The sequence below is a fragment of the Pseudonocardia sp. Ae505_Ps2 genome, from assembly GCF_001932425.1.
Lineage (GTDB): Bacteria > Actinomycetota > Actinomycetes > Mycobacteriales > Pseudonocardiaceae > Pseudonocardia.
Genome location: NZ_MCIP01000002.1, coordinates 1 through 17,595, shown reverse-complemented (window position 1 = coordinate 17,595; position 17,595 = coordinate 1). Strand labels below are relative to the sequence as shown.

17 protein-coding genes and 2 pseudogenes are annotated in these 17,595 nt (G+C 69.3%); 7 read left to right on the top strand and 12 right to left on the bottom strand.

Going from position 1 to position 17,595, the window contains the following annotated elements; genetic code table 11:
* Both Ae505Ps2_RS28250 and Ae505Ps2_RS28245 read left to right on the top strand, forming a co-directional pair.
* On the top strand, nt 1-546 hold a 546-nt coding region (locus Ae505Ps2_RS28250; RefSeq protein ID WP_170917167.1), incomplete at its 5' end, for an IS30 family transposase.
* Nucleotides 547-626: 80 nt separating this feature from the next.
* Nucleotides 627-1,198: pseudogene (locus tag Ae505Ps2_RS28245) on the top strand (transposase); the annotation flags it as partial.
* A 12-nt stretch (nt 1,199-1,210) separates the two neighbouring features.
* On the opposite strand, the pseudogene Ae505Ps2_RS28235 reads toward Ae505Ps2_RS28245, so the two are convergent.
* The 5 genes and pseudogenes from Ae505Ps2_RS28235 to Ae505Ps2_RS28220 all read right to left on the bottom strand — a co-directional run.
* Nucleotides 1,211-1,399: pseudogene (locus Ae505Ps2_RS28235) on the bottom strand (WhiB family transcriptional regulator); the annotation flags it as partial.
* 285 nt (nt 1,400-1,684) lie between these two features.
* Nucleotides 1,685-1,831, bottom strand: coding sequence for a hypothetical protein (locus Ae505Ps2_RS32210; protein WP_158071578.1), 147 nt, complete (start codon nt 1,829-1,831; stop codon nt 1,685-1,687).
* Nucleotides 1,828-2,703: a DUF5753 domain-containing protein gene (locus Ae505Ps2_RS28230; RefSeq protein WP_075313259.1), complete on the bottom strand. Its 876-nt coding sequence runs from the start codon at nt 2,701-2,703 to the stop codon at nt 1,828-1,830. The genes Ae505Ps2_RS32210 and Ae505Ps2_RS28230 overlap by 4 nt, the downstream gene beginning before the upstream one ends.
* 6 nt (nt 2,704-2,709) lie before the next feature.
* Complete coding sequence (locus Ae505Ps2_RS28225; protein ID WP_075313258.1) at nt 2,710-3,267, bottom strand: DUF6879 family protein; 558 nt, start codon at nt 3,265-3,267, stop codon at nt 2,710-2,712.
* Entirely contained in the window at nt 3,264-3,614 is a 351-nt protein-coding gene (locus Ae505Ps2_RS28220; RefSeq protein WP_075313257.1) for a hypothetical protein, read from the bottom strand. The genes Ae505Ps2_RS28225 and Ae505Ps2_RS28220 overlap by 4 nt, the downstream gene beginning before the upstream one ends.
* Before the next feature lie 1,624 nt (nt 3,615-5,238).
* Between Ae505Ps2_RS28220 and Ae505Ps2_RS28215 the strand changes: the two genes are divergently transcribed.
* From Ae505Ps2_RS28215 to Ae505Ps2_RS28205, 3 genes are all read left to right on the top strand, one after another.
* Nucleotides 5,239-5,535 (top strand): hypothetical protein, encoded by a 297-nt coding sequence (locus tag Ae505Ps2_RS28215; protein WP_075313256.1) that lies wholly within the window; start codon nt 5,239-5,241, stop codon nt 5,533-5,535.
* A gap of 381 nt (nt 5,536-5,916) precedes the next feature.
* The gene (locus tag Ae505Ps2_RS28210; RefSeq protein WP_249265408.1) at nt 5,917-6,579 is read left to right on the top strand and encodes a ParA family protein; all 663 of its coding nucleotides are present in this window, start codon (nt 5,917-5,919) and stop codon (nt 6,577-6,579) included.
* Nucleotides 6,576-7,511 carry a ParB/RepB/Spo0J family partition protein gene (locus Ae505Ps2_RS28205; protein WP_075313255.1) on the top strand — a complete coding sequence of 312 codons (936 nt, stop codon included), beginning with the start codon at nt 6,576-6,578 and terminating at the stop codon, nt 7,509-7,511. Before Ae505Ps2_RS28210 ends, Ae505Ps2_RS28205 begins: the two co-directional genes overlap by 4 nt.
* Before the next feature lie 104 nt (nt 7,512-7,615).
* Here Ae505Ps2_RS28205 and dnaB read toward each other — a convergent pair whose 3' ends face one another.
* The 7 genes from dnaB to Ae505Ps2_RS28170 form a co-directional block, all read right to left on the bottom strand.
* A complete protein-coding gene (dnaB, locus tag Ae505Ps2_RS28200) occupies nt 7,616-9,004 on the bottom strand; it encodes a replicative DNA helicase (protein ID WP_075554358.1) in 1,389 nt (462 codons plus the stop codon).
* Nucleotides 9,005-9,015: 11 nt separating this feature from the next.
* Nucleotides 9,016-9,783: a hypothetical protein gene (locus Ae505Ps2_RS28195; RefSeq protein ID WP_139319328.1), complete on the bottom strand. Its 768-nt coding sequence runs from the start codon at nt 9,781-9,783 to the stop codon at nt 9,016-9,018.
* A 1,170-nt stretch (nt 9,784-10,953) separates the two neighbouring features.
* Complete coding sequence (locus Ae505Ps2_RS31475) at nt 10,954-11,385, bottom strand: hypothetical protein (protein ID WP_139319254.1); 432 nt, start codon at nt 11,383-11,385, stop codon at nt 10,954-10,956.
* A 571-nt stretch (nt 11,386-11,956) separates the two neighbouring features.
* Nucleotides 11,957-12,148 (bottom strand): hypothetical protein, encoded by a 192-nt coding sequence (locus tag Ae505Ps2_RS28185; protein WP_075313251.1) that lies wholly within the window; start codon nt 12,146-12,148, stop codon nt 11,957-11,959.
* A gap of 128 nt (nt 12,149-12,276) precedes the next feature.
* On the bottom strand, nt 12,277-12,906 hold the full coding sequence (locus tag Ae505Ps2_RS28180; RefSeq protein WP_212567715.1) for a ParA family protein: 630 nt from the start codon (nt 12,904-12,906) through the stop codon (nt 12,277-12,279).
* A 92-nt stretch (nt 12,907-12,998) separates the two neighbouring features.
* Complete coding sequence (locus Ae505Ps2_RS31470; RefSeq protein ID WP_139320274.1) at nt 12,999-13,559, bottom strand: hypothetical protein; 561 nt, start codon at nt 13,557-13,559, stop codon at nt 12,999-13,001.
* A 55-nt stretch (nt 13,560-13,614) separates the two neighbouring features.
* Nucleotides 13,615-13,929, bottom strand: coding sequence for a hypothetical protein (locus tag Ae505Ps2_RS28170; protein WP_075334515.1), 315 nt, complete (start codon nt 13,927-13,929; stop codon nt 13,615-13,617).
* Nucleotides 13,930-14,177: 248 nt separating this feature from the next.
* Between Ae505Ps2_RS28170 and Ae505Ps2_RS33825 the strand changes: the two genes are divergently transcribed.
* Together Ae505Ps2_RS33825 and Ae505Ps2_RS28165 are read left to right on the top strand one after the other, a co-directional pair.
* Entirely contained in the window at nt 14,178-15,179 is a 1,002-nt protein-coding gene (locus tag Ae505Ps2_RS33825; RefSeq protein ID WP_233147840.1) for a DUF4158 domain-containing protein, read from the top strand.
* A gap of 12 nt (nt 15,180-15,191) precedes the next feature.
* On the top strand, nt 15,192-17,291 hold the full coding sequence (locus Ae505Ps2_RS28165) for a transposase (RefSeq protein WP_249265407.1): 2,100 nt from the start codon (nt 15,192-15,194) through the stop codon (nt 17,289-17,291).
* The last annotated feature ends 304 nt before the right edge of the window (nt 17,292-17,595 follow it).

Genomic DNA, 17,595 nt, shown 5'->3' with positions numbered 1-17,595 from the left:
AAGCCCCCACCGGCCCCGCGGATCAAGGACCCGACCTACATCGACGCCCGCCCCGCCGACGCCCAGGGGCGCGCCGTGCCCGGCCACTGGGAGGGTGACCTGGTCATCGGCAAGAACGGCAAGACCGCCGTCGCCACGCTGGTCGAGCGCACCTCCCGGTTCCTGGTCCTCGTGCCCCTGACCGGCCGCGCCGCGCTCACCGTCGGCCGTGGGGTCATCGCCGCCACCAGCGGTCTGCCCGCGCACATGCGGGCCTCACTGACCTGGGACTGCGGTGCCGAGATGGCCGGCCACGCCACCGTCACCAAGGGCTCGATGCCGGTGTACCTCGCCCACCCACACTCGCCGTGGGAACGCGGCAGCAACGAGAACCTCAACCGCATCGTCCGCGAGTACTTCCCGAAAGGCACGGACATCACCTCGGACCCGAAATACCTGGCGATGGTGGCTTGCGACATCAACGACCGACCCCGTAAAATCCACAACTGGAAGAAGCCCTCCGAGATATTCGCCGAACTCGTTGAGCTAGATGCTTCAACCGCCTGAATTCGCCGGGGCCTGACCCCGGTTCTTGGACACGCTGAATCCAGCACTTGGTGCTGGGGAAGCGAGATGATCTGAGAATCATGGCCAGGAAGAGCTACTCCGAGGAGTTCCGTCGTCAGGCCGTGGACTTGTACGAGTCCACCCCGGGCGCCACGGTCCGCGGTATCGCCGAGGACCTCGGCATCGTGCGCGGGACGCTGCGGCACTGGCTCGAGGTCTACGGGACCGGCAGGAAGACCGCCGCTGACCGGACACCGACCTCCAGCCCGCTGCAGTCGAGGACGGCCACGACGACGAGCCCGTCGGCGCCGACCGATGAGACGCCGGCCCAGAAGATCGCCCGGCTTGAAGCGAGGGTGGACGAGCTCGAGATCGAGACCACCAAGCTCACGACCGAGCGGGAGATCCTTCAGCGGGCGGCCAAGTATTTCGCCGGGGAGACGCGCTGGTGAGTCGCTTCCAGTTCGTCGCCGACAACTCCGCCACCTTCGAGGTGAAGCGACTCTGTGAGCTCGTCGAGATCGAGCGCTCGTCCTACTACGCCTGGGTCAAGGCCGCCCCGGCACGCGACGAGCGTGCCCGGGCCGATGTCGAGCTCGCGGAGCGGATCAGGGCCGTCCACGCCGAGGACAACACCCAAGGGGCGCCACGGACCCACCACTCCGTGGGCGAAGTGGGCGGGCCAGGCGAGGGCGTCCTCGCGGCAGGCCTGCAGGATCGGGCAGCTCATGCAGAGCGTCTTGGCCTCGGCGGTCTGCTGCAGGGCCGGTCCGCTGGTGCCGACCGGGAAGAACAGCTCGACGTTGTCAGGGGCGGCGCAGGGCAGCCGCGACGCGCGGTCGACGACCGGCATGACCGGCGTGCGGCGCGTGCTGGGTACGGTCTTCATGGGCGCCTGACTTCCTCATGCAGGGGATCGGTTTGGTAGTCCGCTCTGAGGCCTCGGCGGTGCCAGCCGCCGGGGCCTCTCTGCACTCAAGACTAGTCGACGACTAGTCGGGAGTCGCGCCCTGATTCCCGTCCTACCGCACCGAGTGCGCACATATGTCCCGCGACCAGCAGATTTACCGAGTCGCGGACCTAGTCGCGATCTGCGACTAACTCGTCGTCGTGGTCCGGACGGGGAGGCGGGCCCCGGTCACGACGGTTCCGGGTGGACGGTGTCCATGTGCAGCCGCAGCCCCCGGCGTCCGCCCTGAGTGCACAGCCCGCACACCCCGCAGGACCAGGTCAGATAGTCGTCGTCGGGCAACTCGTCGCCGGGCATGACCGGGGTGCCGGTCATGAGCCGTTCGAGGTGAGCTGCCTGAGGTCGTCGCGGATCCGGTCGAGTAGAGCCAGGAGCGCCGGGCCGTGCTCGGCGAGGCCTTGCTGCTCGGCGAGGAACTGCTCGTAGAGCTCCACGTCGGCGGGCTCGGTGACTTCCTGCTCGGCGGTGAGGGTCTCGATCTCCACGGTCGACGGCGCGTCGGCATAGCGCAGCACCACGAACGAGTGCAGCGGGCGCGCGGCGGTGCGCTCCTGGGTCTCGCGTGACAGGACGCCGATGCGGACGTTGGGCAGTCCGGCCAGGGTGGCGATGCGGTCGAGCTGGGCGAGTGAGAGCGCGACCGAGCCCGGGCGCCAGCGCAGCGCGGTCTCGGTGATGACCAGGTCGAACTGCTTGGTCTCGTCGAAGAGCACGGTCTGGCGGTTCATCAGCGCCAGCACCGCGGCCGGGATCTCGTCGGCCGGGAGCAGGGTGTGGACCTCACGCAGGCGGCGGGCGTACTCGGGGGTCTGCAGCAGTCCGGGCACCACTTCGGACTGGAACACCCCGATTCCGCTGGTCTCGGTGTCGCGGCGGCCTCGCGCGTCCTGCTGGGTCGCGGCATCCGGGCGGTCGGCGTCGCGCCAGGGACGTACGCGGGTACCGGTCTCGCGGGCCAGGGCGAGCACCTCGGTGCGTTCGTCGTCGCTAGCCTGGACCCGGTCGAGCCACTGGTGGATATCTGCGATGACCAGGGCGGAGGTGCCGTTCTCCATCTTGGAGGTCTTGCTCTGTGACCAGCCGAAAGGCTGCCCGAGGGCAGCGGCCGACAGCCCAGCGGCCTGGCGGAGCTCCTTCAAGCGCGCCGCCAGGCGCTGGTGCTGAGGGTGGATCTCGGCGCGAGTCAAGGGTGCTTAGCTCGCAGCGTGCTCAGGGGTCTCGGCGCCAGTGCGCGGGGCCGGGACCAGGCGGTACTGGTCGAAGGGCACCGACAGCTCGACGGCCCGTCGGCGGATGGCGATGTAGGGGGCGGGATCCCCGCCCTCGGAGACGCCGAGGAAGTGCCCCTCGTCGTCGAAGTGCTGCAGCACGACGATGCGCTCGTCGAACATCCAGAAGTCCTGGTGGGTCCATCCGTCATCCGAGCCGAGCCAGTGCCGGTCGAGGATCCGGACCTCCTCCCCCGCCGGGAGGTTCTCGCGGGGGTAGCAGAGCAGCTGGAACCGCGTGTAGTCGGTGACCGGGTGGCCGAGCAGGCGGACGCGGCCGAAGTACTTGCCCCGGCCGACCTGGGCGTGGACGTTGGCCAGCCACTCGTCGTCGTCGACCGTGCGCGCCGGGAACGACTCGTGCGCGAGGAAGGCGTCGAAGTCGGGGTCCTCGCCGGGGATCGCGTAGGTGTCGCGGCACTCGAGCCGGAACGCCGACTCCCGGTAGGTGCGGTAGAGCTCGTTCAGGTCCTCGGGGGTCATACGGCCTCCCTCGTCGACTCGGCGGCAGCGGCCAGAACAGCCAGTGCTGGTACCTCGTGCGCACGCTCGCCAGCAGGACAGCGCAGCGTCGTGGGTGTGCCGGCGACCTCGAACCACTCCCCCGCCGCCCGGAGGGCAGTCGAGCGCGGCGCCGGCACCGCTCCTGGCTCAACACCGTGCATCACGAGCTCACGCGCGGCGCGCTCGATCAGGTCGCGCGGCACCCTCACCAGCTGGGGCGTCGCGACATAGCCCTGCACAATCACCGAGCCGCGCTCGGTGAGCCACGCGGTCGGACAGTTGCCGTTGCGGCACTCCATCGTCCCGGCGAGCAGCTGCATGCCCATGAGGTCCGCCTTCCGTTGAGCCGTGATCCTAGTACTCCGAAGACTAAGCGCGACTAGTCGGGCTGGCAACGACGCCGGCGAGACCCGGCGCAGGATCCCGGTCGACGAGTGCGGGAGCCGTCGAGAAATTTCCGGCGTCGCGCGCGTACGCGTACGTCGCGTTGCTCGGTCCCTGGTGGCGGCAGGTTGCTCGCCGGAAATTTCCCCGGGCGGCTCAGGAGCGGTCCCCTCCTCGCCGTGCATGCGAGCGGGCCCGACGCCGCCGGTGCGGGTGGGACACCGAACGACCGCGGCGGGGCCGGCCGCCGCTCGCACGCTCGCCCGGCTCCAGCCTCATCTGCTCCGGACTCGAACCCGCAAGCAGCACGAACGCTCCCCCCTGCCCCGCCCTGCCGGTCGTCGACCGGCGCTCGCCAGAGCTCGATGGGAGGGATCCGAGTGCGGGAGCCACTCCGCGGGCAGGACGGCTCTGCCTGCAGTCCGGGGCCGTCCACCCGGGGCCCGCGGATTCGATCGTCCGCCCCGCGGCGTCGCTGACATGCCAGCTTCGGCGACACGGCCCGGCGCTCGACCCGGGCTGGGCGCGATCCCCTCGGGACTTTCCAGGCCGGCACACGCGCCGGAGATCGCCCACCGGATCGAGTGGGTCGGACGCAGACCGGCGCCTCCTCGATCCGGAAATGTCCGTGGAAATTGGGTCTCGCGGTTCCGGGCGGCTTCTACGCAACGCACGCGTACGCGCGCGGCGGCCCGGCAGGATGCGGGCACGCCCGGGTCTTCTACTCCCCCGGGCACCGGCCGCGCTGCTGACGCGTCGACAGGACCGGGAGACGTCGGCTCCCCTTTGGAGCTGCTGAGCACGCCCCTCGACGCGTCTCGCCTCACGGGCCCTACGTCGAAGCCGCCCAGTCCGGAATGGCGCGCCTGCGAGCTCTGTACCGCGACCTGACCAGGAACAACTGCGTCAGGAACCGACGACGTAGCCCCGGCGGACGCCCCCCGCCCTTCATAAGGGACGTCACGCCCAGCCTGAGGGACCGATCGCGCGGCTGACGCTGGTTCACCCGAGAGCCGCTGGAAGTTGCGTAGTTACTGGTCACAGGCTCACCGCGCCCTGGACGGGTGCTCGCATCCCCTTCCGGAGGTCAGATCGACGCGCAGCAGGCGCGGGAACGCCTGTCTCGGCTGGTCAGAAGGCATCTGCAGGGCCTGAACGGGCACTCACCCCGCCAGGGACTCGGCTGGATGCCCGCGCCGAGCACGCGCGGCCGGCTGCCCACCTCCGCGGCCTTCCCAATCAGGCCTCGCCACCAGTTGCGATACTGTCTCGCTAATAGATGTTGTCGAATCCGCCGTCTCCGGCAGGTTCGCACGGGCTTCGGGCCGGGCGAGAACGCGGCGAAGGTGCTGGTCCGGCCGGGTGTCCGGCTGCGTGTCCGGCCGGACCAGCCGCGTTCGGCAGCCGTGCGCGATGCCGAGGATCGAGCGGGCACATTCGGTGACCTCGTAGCCCCCGGGGCGCCGCGGGCTCGCTGCTCGGAGACACGCTCACGCGGGCTCTCGGCCACACCGCGAACGTCGGTACAGTTCCCGGTACCGAACCAAGCGGGTGAGTGGAGCGAGGATGCGCGAGGGTTCGCTGGTCGCCAGGGCAGACGAGCACGGACATGAGGTTCTGGTCGCCTACCGGCCGGTGCATTTCACGCTGGACGACACCGCGCGTGCGATGCACGCCGTGGTGGACCCCCACCTGCGGAAGGTCTCCTCCCGCGCCCGGGTCGGCCGCAGCCTGGTGCGCGACGTTCTGCGCCAGATCGCGATCGACGACTGGCCGGCCGACTTCGTGGCCGATCCGGAGCGGGTGGACCACTGGCGGAAGTGGCTGGTCGCGCATGGGGTATTCCGTTCAGACGACGGCTGAGCGCACGGGCGACCGTGTCGTGCGATAACCCGGTTATAGGCGCGAGGCACTCTCCGAGGACCTCGGTGCAGCACGATGTCGCCGAGCGCCGACGTCGTTCGCCCAGGGCCTCATCGGCGGGTCGCTTCGAAACGGAATCCTTCGCTACCGAGCGATTGACCCCGGGCGGCAGATTGAGCCGCCAGCGAGCACGTCGACCGAAGAGCTGCGCACCCTGCCGACGAGAAGACGGTGATAACCGGGTTATACCGTCGCCGTGGTGCGCGACCCTGACGCCACACGCCGTGGGATGGCGTCGGAGCGCAGGCGTGCAGATGGCATCATCTGACACGACTTATCCGAAGTAGCGCCCCGATTCCGGGCCGTGAAGTCCACGGAAAGGTGGCCATCTTGGCCAGAGTTCACGCTGTGTGCTGCCAGAAGGGCGGCGTCGGCAAGACCACGATCACCGTCAACCTCGCTGCGGTCGTCGACCAGGTACTGGGGGGCGACGATCCGTCCGTCCTGGTCGTCGGTACCGACCCACAGCGATCGATGGATTGGTGGGCGAGCCGAGTCGGTGATGACATCCCGTTCGCCTACACCGAGACCGACGACCCAAGCGATCTTGAGCGGCTGCGCGATGCCGACTACGCGCACGTGTTCGTCGACACCCCAGGCAGCCTGGAGAACGAGCACATCCTCCGGTCGGTCCTGAAGAGCGCCGACGACGCGATCGTTCCGATCACGACGGAGCCGCTCACCTTCGTGCCGGCAGACACGACGATCACCCAGGTCGTTGAGCCGCTGGGTGTCCCCTACACCGTCGTGGTGAATCTCTGGGATCCACGCGACGGCCGGGTCGACCTCGACGACACCCTCGCCTTCGCTCGGAAGAAGAACTGGCCGCTGGCGAACTCGGTCGTCCGTCGGTACAAGATCCACAGCCGGGCGGCGGCCGAGGGCGTGGTCTGCACCCAGTACGCCAAGAGCCGCGTGGCCTTGGAGGCGCAGCAGGACATCCTGCGGCTGGCACTCGAGCTCGGCTACGGACGCACCCGATGAGCGAGGTGGCCGCGAGCGCATCGGACTCTGGGGTCGGCGCGCCGGCGAAGAAGCGCAAGCGGGGGCGAGTCTCGTTCAGCTCCGATGTCTTCGCCGAGGAGACCTCGCTGCACGCTCTGGCCGACGGCGGGGCGTCCCAGCGCCGGATCCCGTTGTCCGACTTGGCCCACAATCCGCGCAACCCGCGTTACGGCTACGACGACTCCGCGATCGAGGAGCTCGCCGACAGCCTTCGGGAGCACCATCAGCTGCAGCCAGCGACGGTGGTCGCCCGAGATGTCTACCTTGCTCACTATCCCGAGGACGCGGATCAGCTCGGGACCGCGTCGTGGGTGGTCCTCATCGGAAACCGCCGGCTCGCAGCCGCCCACCTGGCCGGGTTGACCCATCTCGTGGCATCGGTCGAGGATCGGCTCGGCGGAGCGGACCCGATGCTGGCCGAGGCCACGCTCGTCGAGAACATCCACCGCCAGGACCTCCCCCCACTGCTGGAGGCCAGGGAGCTCCAAGGCCTTGTCGAGCGGCATGGTTCGCAACGCGCGGCGGCGAAGCGTGTCGCGAAGACCCAGGCGTGGGTCTCCCAACGGCTGTCTCTCCTCAAGCTCACCCCTGAGCTACAGGAGCAGCTCCGCGCCGGCGAGCTATCGGTGAAGGAAGCCCGAACCGTCGCCTCGGTTCCCGCGGAGGAACAGGCGGAGAAGCTCAAGACTCTGCGCGACAAGCCACCTGCTGTGGAGGTCGTGACCTCTTCCGCTGGCGCTGATGCCGATGCTGAGGCTGCGAACGGGTCCTCCTCCCCCGTTCCGGCGTCCGAGCCGGGCGCTCGTGACGAGGCTGTGGACGTCGACAAGATCGCCCGGCGCCTGCGTCGGCAGCTGGACGACGACGGGCTGGAAGCGCTGATCGGCGCGCTGACCGCGCTTCGGCGTTGAAGTCGATAACCCGGTTATCGCCGACCCACAGTCGATAACCGGGTTATCGGTCGCTCGCTCGCAGCGGGTTCCGATAACCCGGTTATCGGCCGCCCCGGCGCGGCTCAGCCGTGCGCCAGGTCGGAGAACCGGCTGTAGTGCAGCTGGTGGGCCACCGTGATCGTCGTGGTCGGGCCGTTACGGTGCTTGGCCAGGATCAGGTCCGCCTCGCCGGCGCGCGGATCGTCCTGTTCGAACGCGTCGGGCCGGTGCAGCAGGACCACCATGTCGGCGTCCTGCTCGATCGAACCGGACTCACGCAGGTCCGACAGCATCGGCCGCTTGTCCGTGCGCTGCTCGGGACCACGGTTCAGCTGGCTCATCGCGACCACCGGCACCTCGAGCTCCTTCGCGATCAGCTTGATCTGACGCGAGAACTCGGACACCTCCTGCTGACGCGACTCGACCTTGCGGCCCGAGGTCATCAGCTGCAGGTAGTCCAGGATGATCAGCTTGAGGTCGTTGCGCTGCTTCATCCGGCGCGCCTTGGCCCGGATCTCCATCAGCGTCAGGTTCGGTGAGTCGTCGATGTAGAGGGGCGCCTCGGAGATCTCCGACATCCGCCGCGCCATCCGCGTCCAGTCCTCGTCGGACATCCGGCCCGCACGCATGTCGGCCAGCCGGATCCGCGCCTCCGCCGAGAGCAGACGCATCACGATCTCGGACTTGCTCATCTCCAGCGAGAAGAACGCACTGGTCATGCCGTTCTTGATGGAGCACGACCGGGCGAAGTCAAGGCCGAGGGTCGATTTGCCCAGACCCGGCCGGGCCGCGACGACGACCATCTGCCCCGGGTGCAGGCCGTTGGTCACGGCGTCGAGATCGGCGAACCCGGTCGGCACGCCCGCGGCCATCCCGCCCTGGGAGGCGATCGCGTCGATCTCGTCCATCGTGGGCTGGAGCAGCTCCTCCAGCACCGTGTAGTCCTCGGTGGTGGTGCGCTCGGTGACCTCGTAGACCGCGGCCTGTGCCCGGTCGACGACCTCTTCGCCCTCACCGCCCTCGTTGCCGTGGTAGCCGAGCTGCACGATCCGGGTGCCGGCCTCGACCAGGCGACGCAGGATCGCTTTCTCCCCGACGATCTCGGCGTAGTAGGCGGCGTTCGCCGCGGTGGGCACGGTCGCGATGAGGGTGTGCAGGTACGGCGCGCCTCCCAGCCGCACGAGCTCGCCGCGCCGCTGCAGCTCCGCCGACACGGTCACCGCGTCGGCCGGCTCACCACGGCCGTAGAGGTCCAGGATCGTCTCGTAGACGGTCTGGTGCGCGGGCCGGTAGAAGTCCTCCGGGCGCAGCACCTCGACCACGTCGGCGATCGCGTCCTTGCTCAGCAGCATGCCGCCGAGCACGGACTGTTCGGCGGTGAGGTCCTGTGGGGGCTGACGGTCGAAGGTGCCGCTGGCTACGGACCCATTACCAGGTAATGATTCGCTGCCGTGGGCCTGATCGTGGTCGATGGGCTCGGCTGTCAACGGAACCTCCGGGGGGCTCGGCGGAGCGGACGGGCGGCGTGGGAGGTGCGCTCGACGCGGGCGCGGGCGAGCGCACGTTCGTGGGCGGAGCCCGCCTCGCCGATGTCGGCGCCGTTGTCGTGCGGAGAGCCGGTGCCCGGGGAGGAACTCGCCGGGGCCGCGGCTGCGGTGGGCTCGGATGGCTCGGCCGGTGGGGGAGTGGCGGTGCGGCGCTGGCGGCCCGCGTCGAGGTCGCGGCTGATCCGGCGGTAGTGGCGCTTGCTGTCCTCGGGGGTGGCGACCTCGGCGGCGGGTCGGGGGGCGTTGCGGCTGGCGGTGAACTCGGCCGCCCAGCGGCGGACGAGGGCAGAGCGTGCGGCGCGGTGGTCGTCGCTGGTGATGTGCAGGTCGGTGGGGGACAGGTCAGCGGCGCCGTAGGGCAGCCGGTCAGCGGCGGCCTGGCCGTGTTCGGCGGCAGTCTGGCGGCGATGGCGGGCGTCGGCCGAGGGGGAGACCAGCGGGCCGCGATCGTCGCTCCAGCGGCGCAGACGGTGGCGCAGCCAGCCATCAGGGCTCCGGAGCTCGGCTGCCGGGCAACGGTGCACGGCGCGGGCGGGGCCGTCGGCGGTGGGCTGGTGGGCGATAGCGAAGCGCAGGTCGTTGTTGGTCCACCCGGCTTCCCACCAGCGGCGGACGATGGCGCGGATCCAGCGCGGCGTCAGCCGCCGCAGGGCGGGGTCGGAGCGCAGCTCCGCGGCCGCCGCGAGCATCTCAGCCCCGGTCACCGGCACGCGATCAGCGAAATAGCCGCCCCGTTTTTCCTCGTGGCCTGGCCCGGTAGGGCCGAATACGTTTCGTGAAGGTGAGTTGATCTCGGAACTGTGGACACACGCTCTCGCGCGTGTAAGAACCCCTGTAGGAATCTTAGAGGGATTACTAAGTGGGTGGGTTGGGGTCCAAGTTGTGTCCTGTTCGGTCTGTGCCGTGGCCTCGGGCCGAGGGCTACTGGCGGCCTCCGGCAAGGTCGGGATGCCCCTCTCAGCGGCCTCAGTGGCCGGCACACGCAGCTGATAGACCGCGGCCCGGTTCCCGGAGAGGTGCTGCAGGGCGATCGGGCGGTACTGCGGGGTGGACCCGCCCTCGACGCGGGACAGCCAGCCCTGGCGCTGCAGTTCGGCGAGCCAGGCGGCGGTCGAGCTGCGCCGCCAGCCGCTGGCGAGTTGGAGGCGGTCCCAGGTCGGCCAGCTGGTGTGGGCGTCCCAGTCCGCGCGGCGGGCCAGTTCCTCGAGCAGTCCACGCAGCCGTCCTGCCGCGTCGCGGCGGATCTGCTGGTACCAGGGCGAGCCCAGGAGCCCGCGGTACCAGTCCAGCGCGGTGCGGGGGAGTGCAGTGACCGCGTCCAGAGCCGTCGCGAGATCGTCGGGGGTGGAGGTCGTGTCTGCGAGCTCGGACGGCGAGATGTCGCCGCCGCCGGCGAACCAGCACGGCCCGCAGACGACCGAGCGCAGTGGGGTGTCGCGCGTGCTGCCGGATCGTCGTCGACAGCTCACACACAGCTGAGGAGCCGCCGGGTCGGACTCGGCCTCCCCCGTTCCACAGGAGACGGCGAGGGCCGACATGGTCTGATCGAGGAGCAGCTGCCGCGACGGCGGCTGCAGCGGCACGGGTGCATTGATCGAGGTCGGGCCGGGGTTTGGGTGTGCGGCGATGACAGATCGGCGGTTGTTCAGCGTCGCCGACGAGCTGAGGGCACGTGGGCACGACGAACTCGCCCCGTGTCTGTCATGGTCGCGTTCCGGCCCAGGGTGTATCCTGGACACGCGAAAGCGCCCCTTCTTGGACGGATGGGGATTGGCCCCGGTTCGCCGGGGCTACGGCGTCAGCTCGGGTGCACGACCGACTGATGCGAGAGCGATTCGAGGCGGCCCCCGGGCTAGGGGGCCGCCTCGATCTCGTTAGGAGGCCTTGGTCAGCGGCCGCTCCTGTGTCGTCATGTACTGCACGGGGATCTGGCCCGGCATCTCGAAGGCGTGCCGAAGCCCGATCTCGATTAGGGCGCCACTCACGATCGAGAGGTTCCGGTCCAGGTCGCGCGCGAGGGCACGCACCTGCACGTTGTCGGCAACCGGGATCCGCACAGTCAGAGCGGAGCTGTCGGCCGCGGTGTAACGCGCGGGAAGCGTCGCTGGCAGCTCAGAGACCCGCTGCAATCCTTGTGAGACGAGATCTGCTCCGACCTCGGACCAGGTCAGGCCTCGCCGTGCGGCAAGGTCTTTGAGCGCTGCCTCGACCGCGAGCGGCAGTCGAGGAAAGATCACAACGCGGGAGCCCTTCGAGGGGCGTCCCTTCGCGCGGCCTGATGATCTCCTCGGCATGGGAGGCATCATGGTCCATATTCTGAAGCTCGGATAGTCGACACGCCGCGCAGCCTGCAACCGTGAGGTCGCACCGTGTCGTGGCCCGCGATCTGCTCTGCCAAGACGAGCACTCGAGCGAAGAGGCTTCCGTGCTGTGTGGACCCGGGCGCCGCCGAAAGATAGGTGGCCCTCTGGGTGAGCGTCGTCCACTGTCGGCCGGTCTCGAGCTCCGGGGACGTCCGGGCTAGATCAGTACGGACCAGTGGGGTACGTCGGCATGATCGCGGTAGGGCTGGCGGCTGGGGCGTTCGTGGTCCGCCGGTGGCAGTACACAACCCGCGAGGCTGGGACAGCCCCCCTCAACGGTGGCATCGTTGCGCGCTCCGAGGCCTACCGCCGGATGATCGGAGAACACTGCTCGGGCGTTCGCTGGCGCGATCACCATCCGCCGCTGCTCCGCGTTGAGCGGACCGACGCCCAACTCACTCAGCGCTTTGTACATGCCGCTGGCTCGCTCGGTAGCGGCCGCCGGCGCGGTCGCGTCGTCGTCCTGTGGCGTTCTGGCGCCTTTTCGCCACGGCCAGGGTTTACGCACCATCGCTCAGCGCTCCTCGGCGTCTTGGATCTCTTCGAGCCGGATTCGTACTCGGCGGGCTGTGGCCTCGTCGGCGAGCAGCACGTCGACGGCGGCCCGCAGTACGTCTTGGGTGGTGAGCCGCGTCCGGCCCAGCGTCACCGCTGTGTCGAGTCGCCACGTCGCTAGTGCCTTGTGATTGGCCTGGGTGAGGTCCACGGTCTGGCGGACCTTCCGGTCGCTGTCGGGGGCCGGTCGCGGCTGGGCCTTCTCTGCGGCCGCTGATTCGGCCGCTGCGGCCTTCTCTGAGCGGTCCCGCAGTGATCGGGCCCGGCTTCTAGCGTCGCTCATCGGATCGAGGTCCCCGTCAGCTCGGTGAGTGCGTCCCCGTAGGCCGTGGCTGCCGCCCGCTCGATCGGCCCGCCGAACGACTGCGCGAACCGTTGAAGCTGGGAGACGTGCGACCGCAACACCCGCCAGCCCTCGGACTCCAACAGCTCCCGGTACTCGGCGTTGGCCACGGCGCGGGGGTTGGTCCGGGTGAACATCGCCGCTGCCTGCGGCGGAGTCTCATGTCGACCTAGGTGTGCTAGGTCGTCGATCAGCTCCTTCACCACGGGCATCCGCTCCACCTCGGCCGAGGACGGGGCCAGGGGGACCAGGACGTGGGTGGCGGCGCGGATCGCTGACTCGACGATGCCTCGTTCCTTCTCGGTGGGCGGGGTGTCGATGACGACGGCGTCGTAGTCGCCGGCTTCGAGGTCCACCCCGACGCCGGGGACGTGCAGCCGCCCTGTGGCCATGCCCCGCACGGGGATGCTCCATTCCGCCATCTCGGCCCAGCGGGTGATGCTGGCCTGCGGGTCGGCGTCGATGATCAGGACGCGGTGGCCGTTCTCGGCCAGGGCGTGAGCGAGGAACGCCGAGCTGGTCGTCTTGGTGCTCCCGCCCTTCAGATTCATGACGGTGAGGATCACGCCAACTCCCAGGGTTCAGGTGACTCAGGTAGTGCAGTAGTTCAGCAGATCAGGCTTCTCAGGGCCAGCGTGACAGGCGCTCTCGCGACGGCTCAGTGGGGCCAGCGAACAGCACGCATCTGCACGGCGTCTCCGTCCACCGCGCTCACACCCCGGACGAACGCCACCGCTCGATCGGCAAAGGTCACCACACACAAGCCCTGGCCCCGGACGTACGGGATGCTCTGGATCTCCCGGCGGCCCAACGCCTGCACCCCGAGCTGGGCGACGCACTCTTCGTATGTCGGGTCGCGCTCCTCGGTCCACAGCGCGGCCGGCCCACCGCCGTCCACCGCAAGGGTGCCGTCGCCGGAGTCGAACCGCACGGTCGACGTGCCGCCGATCGTGTCGACCTTCGGCGGTTGCTCGCTCATGTTGACGCCAGGGTCAGTGATGCGCAGTGTCCCGGTCCAGGTCGCGGCCCGTGGTGGTGGCGGTTGTGCCGGCGGACCAGCGACCGGCTGCCTGGACGGGTTCGGAGCCCCTGTCGGACCGCTGACCGCGGCACTGGACTGGATCGCCAGGCAGCCGCTCATGACGAACAGCAGACCGACCCCCGCCAGCAACACCGGTTTGAGACAGCCGCCACCAGTCCGCCGCTCCCTCCGGATCACGCCACCGCCTCGACTCCACGCCTACCCGCCCGATCTGAGGCGGACCTGGGCTCAGTCATCGACGGCCCCTCCACCGCGCCATCCAATCCGCGATCTCGGGGGCGGCCATCGGTGCAGGGAGCTGACGAATCTGGTCCTCGATGATCGTCGGCCCCTGGCGGGGGTTGCCCCGCTCTCCCCGCGCCCGGAGCCATTGCCGGGTCCGAACGCTCCACGGCCGCGACGGCGGACGCACCGACCCGGGACTGACCGTCAACATCGCGACGAAATTCCCGTCATCGCGCATGACGATGCTCGCCGCACGCAGCAGCAGGATCACCCCGACCGCGATCAGCACGACGCCCACAAGCGACAGCATCGCGCCCTCCATCTCGGATCTCGTCACGTGCCGAGCCCGATCAGCATCGCACGCGAGCGGTTTCCGCGTTTCGCTGATCACCGACGCCGGTAGGCGTGCCGAGTGCGCCAGGCGCGCTGGATCTCCCAGCGCGACCGGCCCCACTCGGCATAGGTCCGCCCGCACAGGGGGTGGGACCGGAATACGCCAGAAACCTGCCGTCGACTCTCCGGTAGGCGCTGATCAACGGCACTGACACCGCTGCGGGCCGCCGTGCGGCTATGGTGATCACGTCCTACGAGGTGATCTTCCGGGGTTTCTGGGTGGCGTCGATTGATCGGACCGCGTATCCGCGGTTCAAGAGGGTGGTGTCGGCGCGGGAGCTGGCCGAGGCGTTCACTCCCACGCCGGACGAGGCCGGTTGGGCGCGGACGAAGACCACCACGGACCAGCACTTCTTGGCGCTGGTGGTGCTGCTGAAGTGCTACCAGCGGTTGGGGTACTTCCCGAAGCTGGTCGCCGTTCCGCCGGTGGTGGTCGACTGCGTCCGCAGCAAGCTGGAGTTGGCTGAAGCCGTCGAGGCCGTGTACGAGTCAGACCGGACGCTGTGGCGGCACCGGGACTTCGTGCGCGCGCGGTTGGGCGTGAAGTACACGCCGGCTAACGTGCGCGAGGTCGCCGAGTCGGCGATCCGCAAGGCGGTGCAGTCCAAGGACAACCCGGCCGACCTGATCAACGTGGCGCTGGACGAACTGGTGCGCCAAAGCTGCGAGCTGCCCGGCTACACCACGCTGGACGCGATGACCGCCTCGATCCGCACCGAGGTCAACACCGGTCTGTTCAGCAGGGTCGCGGCCCGGCCGGACCGGATGCAACGTGCCCGGCTGAAACGCCTGCTGTGGGTCGATCCGGCGACCCGCCGCAGCGAGTTCGACCGGCTGAAGGACTCCGCCGGCGCCGCGACGCTGGGCAAGTTCAAGGACCGCCTGGCGCGCCTGGCCGCGTTAGACGCGCTCGGTCCGACCGAGCTGTGGCTCGACGGCATCCCACCGGGCAAGGTCGCGCACTTCGCCGGCGAGGCGCGGGTGACCGACGCCGCCGACATGCGGAAGGTCCTCAACGACGACAAGCGGCTGACGCTGCTGATCAGCCTCGTTCACGAGTGCCGCACCTCGGCCCGCGACGAGGTGGTGACCATGTTCTGCAAGCGTCTCGCCGCGCTGCACAAGAAGGGCCGCGAGCGTCTGGCTGAGATCCAGTCCGCTAACCGCGCCGAGACCTAACGACTCATCGGCGTGCTCGGCGACGTCGTGGCCGCCGCCCGCGAAGCCAGCATGCCAGCCGACCCCAGCGAGCCGGGCCAGCCGGTCGAGGGCGTGGAGGAACGCACTGGCCGCCTGGTTCTCAAGACTCTGGCCGACGCCGGCGGGATCGACGCACTGGCCACCGCGGCCGAGGCGGTGTCGGCCTACCACGGCAACAACTACCTGCCGCTGCTGGAGCGGTTCTACCGTTCGCACCGGCCGGTGCTGTTCACCCTGGTCGACGCGATCGAGCTGGAGGCCACCAGCGCTGCTCGCAGCGTGCTGGACGCGGTCGAGTTCATCCGCGCGGTCCGCGACCGGCGCAGTGACTGGATACCGGAGACCATCACGGTCGAGGTGGATGGGCAACCGCCGACGACGGTCAGCGTCGATGCGAACGCCTTCGCCAGCGACGCCTGGCACAAGGTGCTGCGCGACAAGCAGCGACCCGGGATGCTCGCGCGGCGACACCTGGAGGTCTGCGTGTTCTCCTACCTGGCCGCCGAGCTGCGCTCCGGGGACATCGCGGTCGCCGGCTCGGACTCCTACGCCAACCTGCACGCCCAGCTCATGACCTGGGACGAGTGCCAGCTGCTGGCCGCGGACTTCTGCGCTCAGGCCGGTATCCCGATCGACGCGGCCGCGCTGGTGGCGCACTACCGGCACGAGCTGACCCGCACCGCCGCGACAGTGGACGCCGGTTTCCCGGCGAACACCGACCTGGTCCTGGACGGCGAGCGGCCGGTGCTCAAGCGCCGCAAGGGCGCCGACCGGCGACCCTCGGCGATCACGCTGGAAGCGGCGATCCACCAGCGGCTGCCCGAACGCAGCCTGCTGGACATCCTGACCCGCACCGCGTACCTGACCGGCTGGCACCGGCACTTCGGGCCAGCCTCGGGGTCGGACCCGAAGATCCGCGACACGCTCGGCCGCTACGTCACCACGACCTACGCCTACGGCACCAACCTGGGCCCGGCCGAGGTCGCCCGGCACATGCGCGGCAAGGTCTCCGTGCACGAGATCTACACGGCCGGCAACAAGCACTCCGACCCCACCAAGGTCTACCGAGGCTCCACCGATGTGATCAACGAGTTCGCGAAGCTGGACGTGGCCGGGATCTGGGGCGACGGCCAGGTGGTCGCCGTCGACGGCTCGCAGGTCGACACCTGGGAGAACAACCTGCTGGCCGAGTCGCACATCCGCTACGGAGGTTACGGCGGCATCGCCATGCGTCACGTCGCCGACTCCTACATCGCCTTGTTCTCCCATTTCATCCCGTGTGGCGTGTGGGAGGCGGTCTACATCATCGAAGGGCTGCTCAAGAACGACTCCGACATCCAGCCCGACACGATCCACGCCGATACCCAGGGCCAGTCCCTGTTGGTATTCGGACTGGCCACGCTGCTGGGCTTCGAGCTTCTGCCCAGGATCAGGAACTGGCACGACCTGATCTTCTACCGGCCCGATCCGCGCACCCGCTACCAGCACATTGACGCGCTGTTCGGCGACAACGCGATCGACTGGGAGCTGATCGAGAAGCACTGGACCGACCTGCTGCGCACCGCGATCTCCATCCGCGAAGGCCGGGTGTCCTCGGTGACGCTGCTGCGCCGGCTGGGCAATCACTCCCGCAAGAACCGGCTGTACCGGGCGTTCCGGGAGCTGGGCAGGGTTATCCGCACGGTGACGCTGTTGCGGTACCTGTCCGAACCCGAGCTGCGGGAGCAGATCACCGCGATCACCAACAAAGCCGAGGCGTTCCACGGCTACTCGGAATGGCTGATGGTCGGCGGCCAGCTCATCGGCCACAACGATCCGGACCACCAGGAACTGGTGGTCAAGTTCAACGAGCTGATGGCCAACTGCGCCATCTACTCGACGGCCCTGGATATCACAGACGCGGCGAACTCGCTGGCCGCCGAGGGCCACCCGGTCGACCACGACGACCTGGCCACCATCACCCCGTACATCACGCACACGATCCGGCGGCTCGGCGACCTAGTGCTCGACCTCGACCCGCCCGACGCGACGCCGACCACCCGGCTGGACCTGGAACCCCGCGCACTATTCCCCGGCGGCCCGGCCGCGTAGCTCGGATCACTGCTGGTCGCGGCACGGTTTCTCGCTCCAGTAGGGCGAGGACGTTGATCGTCAGCAGGTACCGACAAGATCCGCCACCATCGCCAACCTACCGGATAACGGACCATTATGCGGTAGACTGATCAACAACAGGGATCGGCGAGCTGGGTGAATGTGTTGCCGCCCGGTGCGCGACTCGTGCAGGTTATCCGGTAGGTCGATCAGGAGGGAGGTTCGGCGATGGCGGCGACCGTGACGAAGCTGGAGAACCGTCAGCGCCCGCCCGGCGCCGGCAAGGTCGGCGGACCGACGGTCT

Bases quoted from the DNA above. Each gene is read 5' to 3' on its own strand.
- Ae505Ps2_RS32210 (WP_158071578.1), bottom strand. From the start codon at position 1,831: ATGACCGGCACCCCGGTCATGCCCGGCGACGAGTTGCCCGACGACGAC.
- Ae505Ps2_RS28170 (WP_075334515.1), bottom strand. From the start codon at position 13,929: ATGGAGGGCGCGATGCTGTCGCTTGTGGGCGTCGTGCTGATCGCGGTC.
- Ae505Ps2_RS28205 (WP_075313255.1), top strand. From the start codon at position 6,576: ATGAGCGAGGTGGCCGCGAGCGCATCGGACTCTGGGGTCGGCGCGCCG.
- Ae505Ps2_RS28220 (WP_075313257.1), bottom strand. From the start codon at position 3,614: ATGGGCATGCAGCTGCTCGCCGGGACGATGGAGTGCCGCAACGGCAAC.
- Ae505Ps2_RS28215 (WP_075313256.1), top strand. From the start codon at position 5,239: ATGCGCGAGGGTTCGCTGGTCGCCAGGGCAGACGAGCACGGACATGAG.
- Ae505Ps2_RS28225 (WP_075313258.1), bottom strand. From the start codon at position 3,267: ATGACCCCCGAGGACCTGAACGAGCTCTACCGCACCTACCGGGAGTCG.
- Ae505Ps2_RS33825 (WP_233147840.1), top strand. From the start codon at position 14,178: ATGGTGATCACGTCCTACGAGGTGATCTTCCGGGGTTTCTGGGTGGCG.
- Ae505Ps2_RS31475 (WP_139319254.1), bottom strand. From the start codon at position 11,385: ATGATGCCTCCCATGCCGAGGAGATCATCAGGCCGCGCGAAGGGACGC.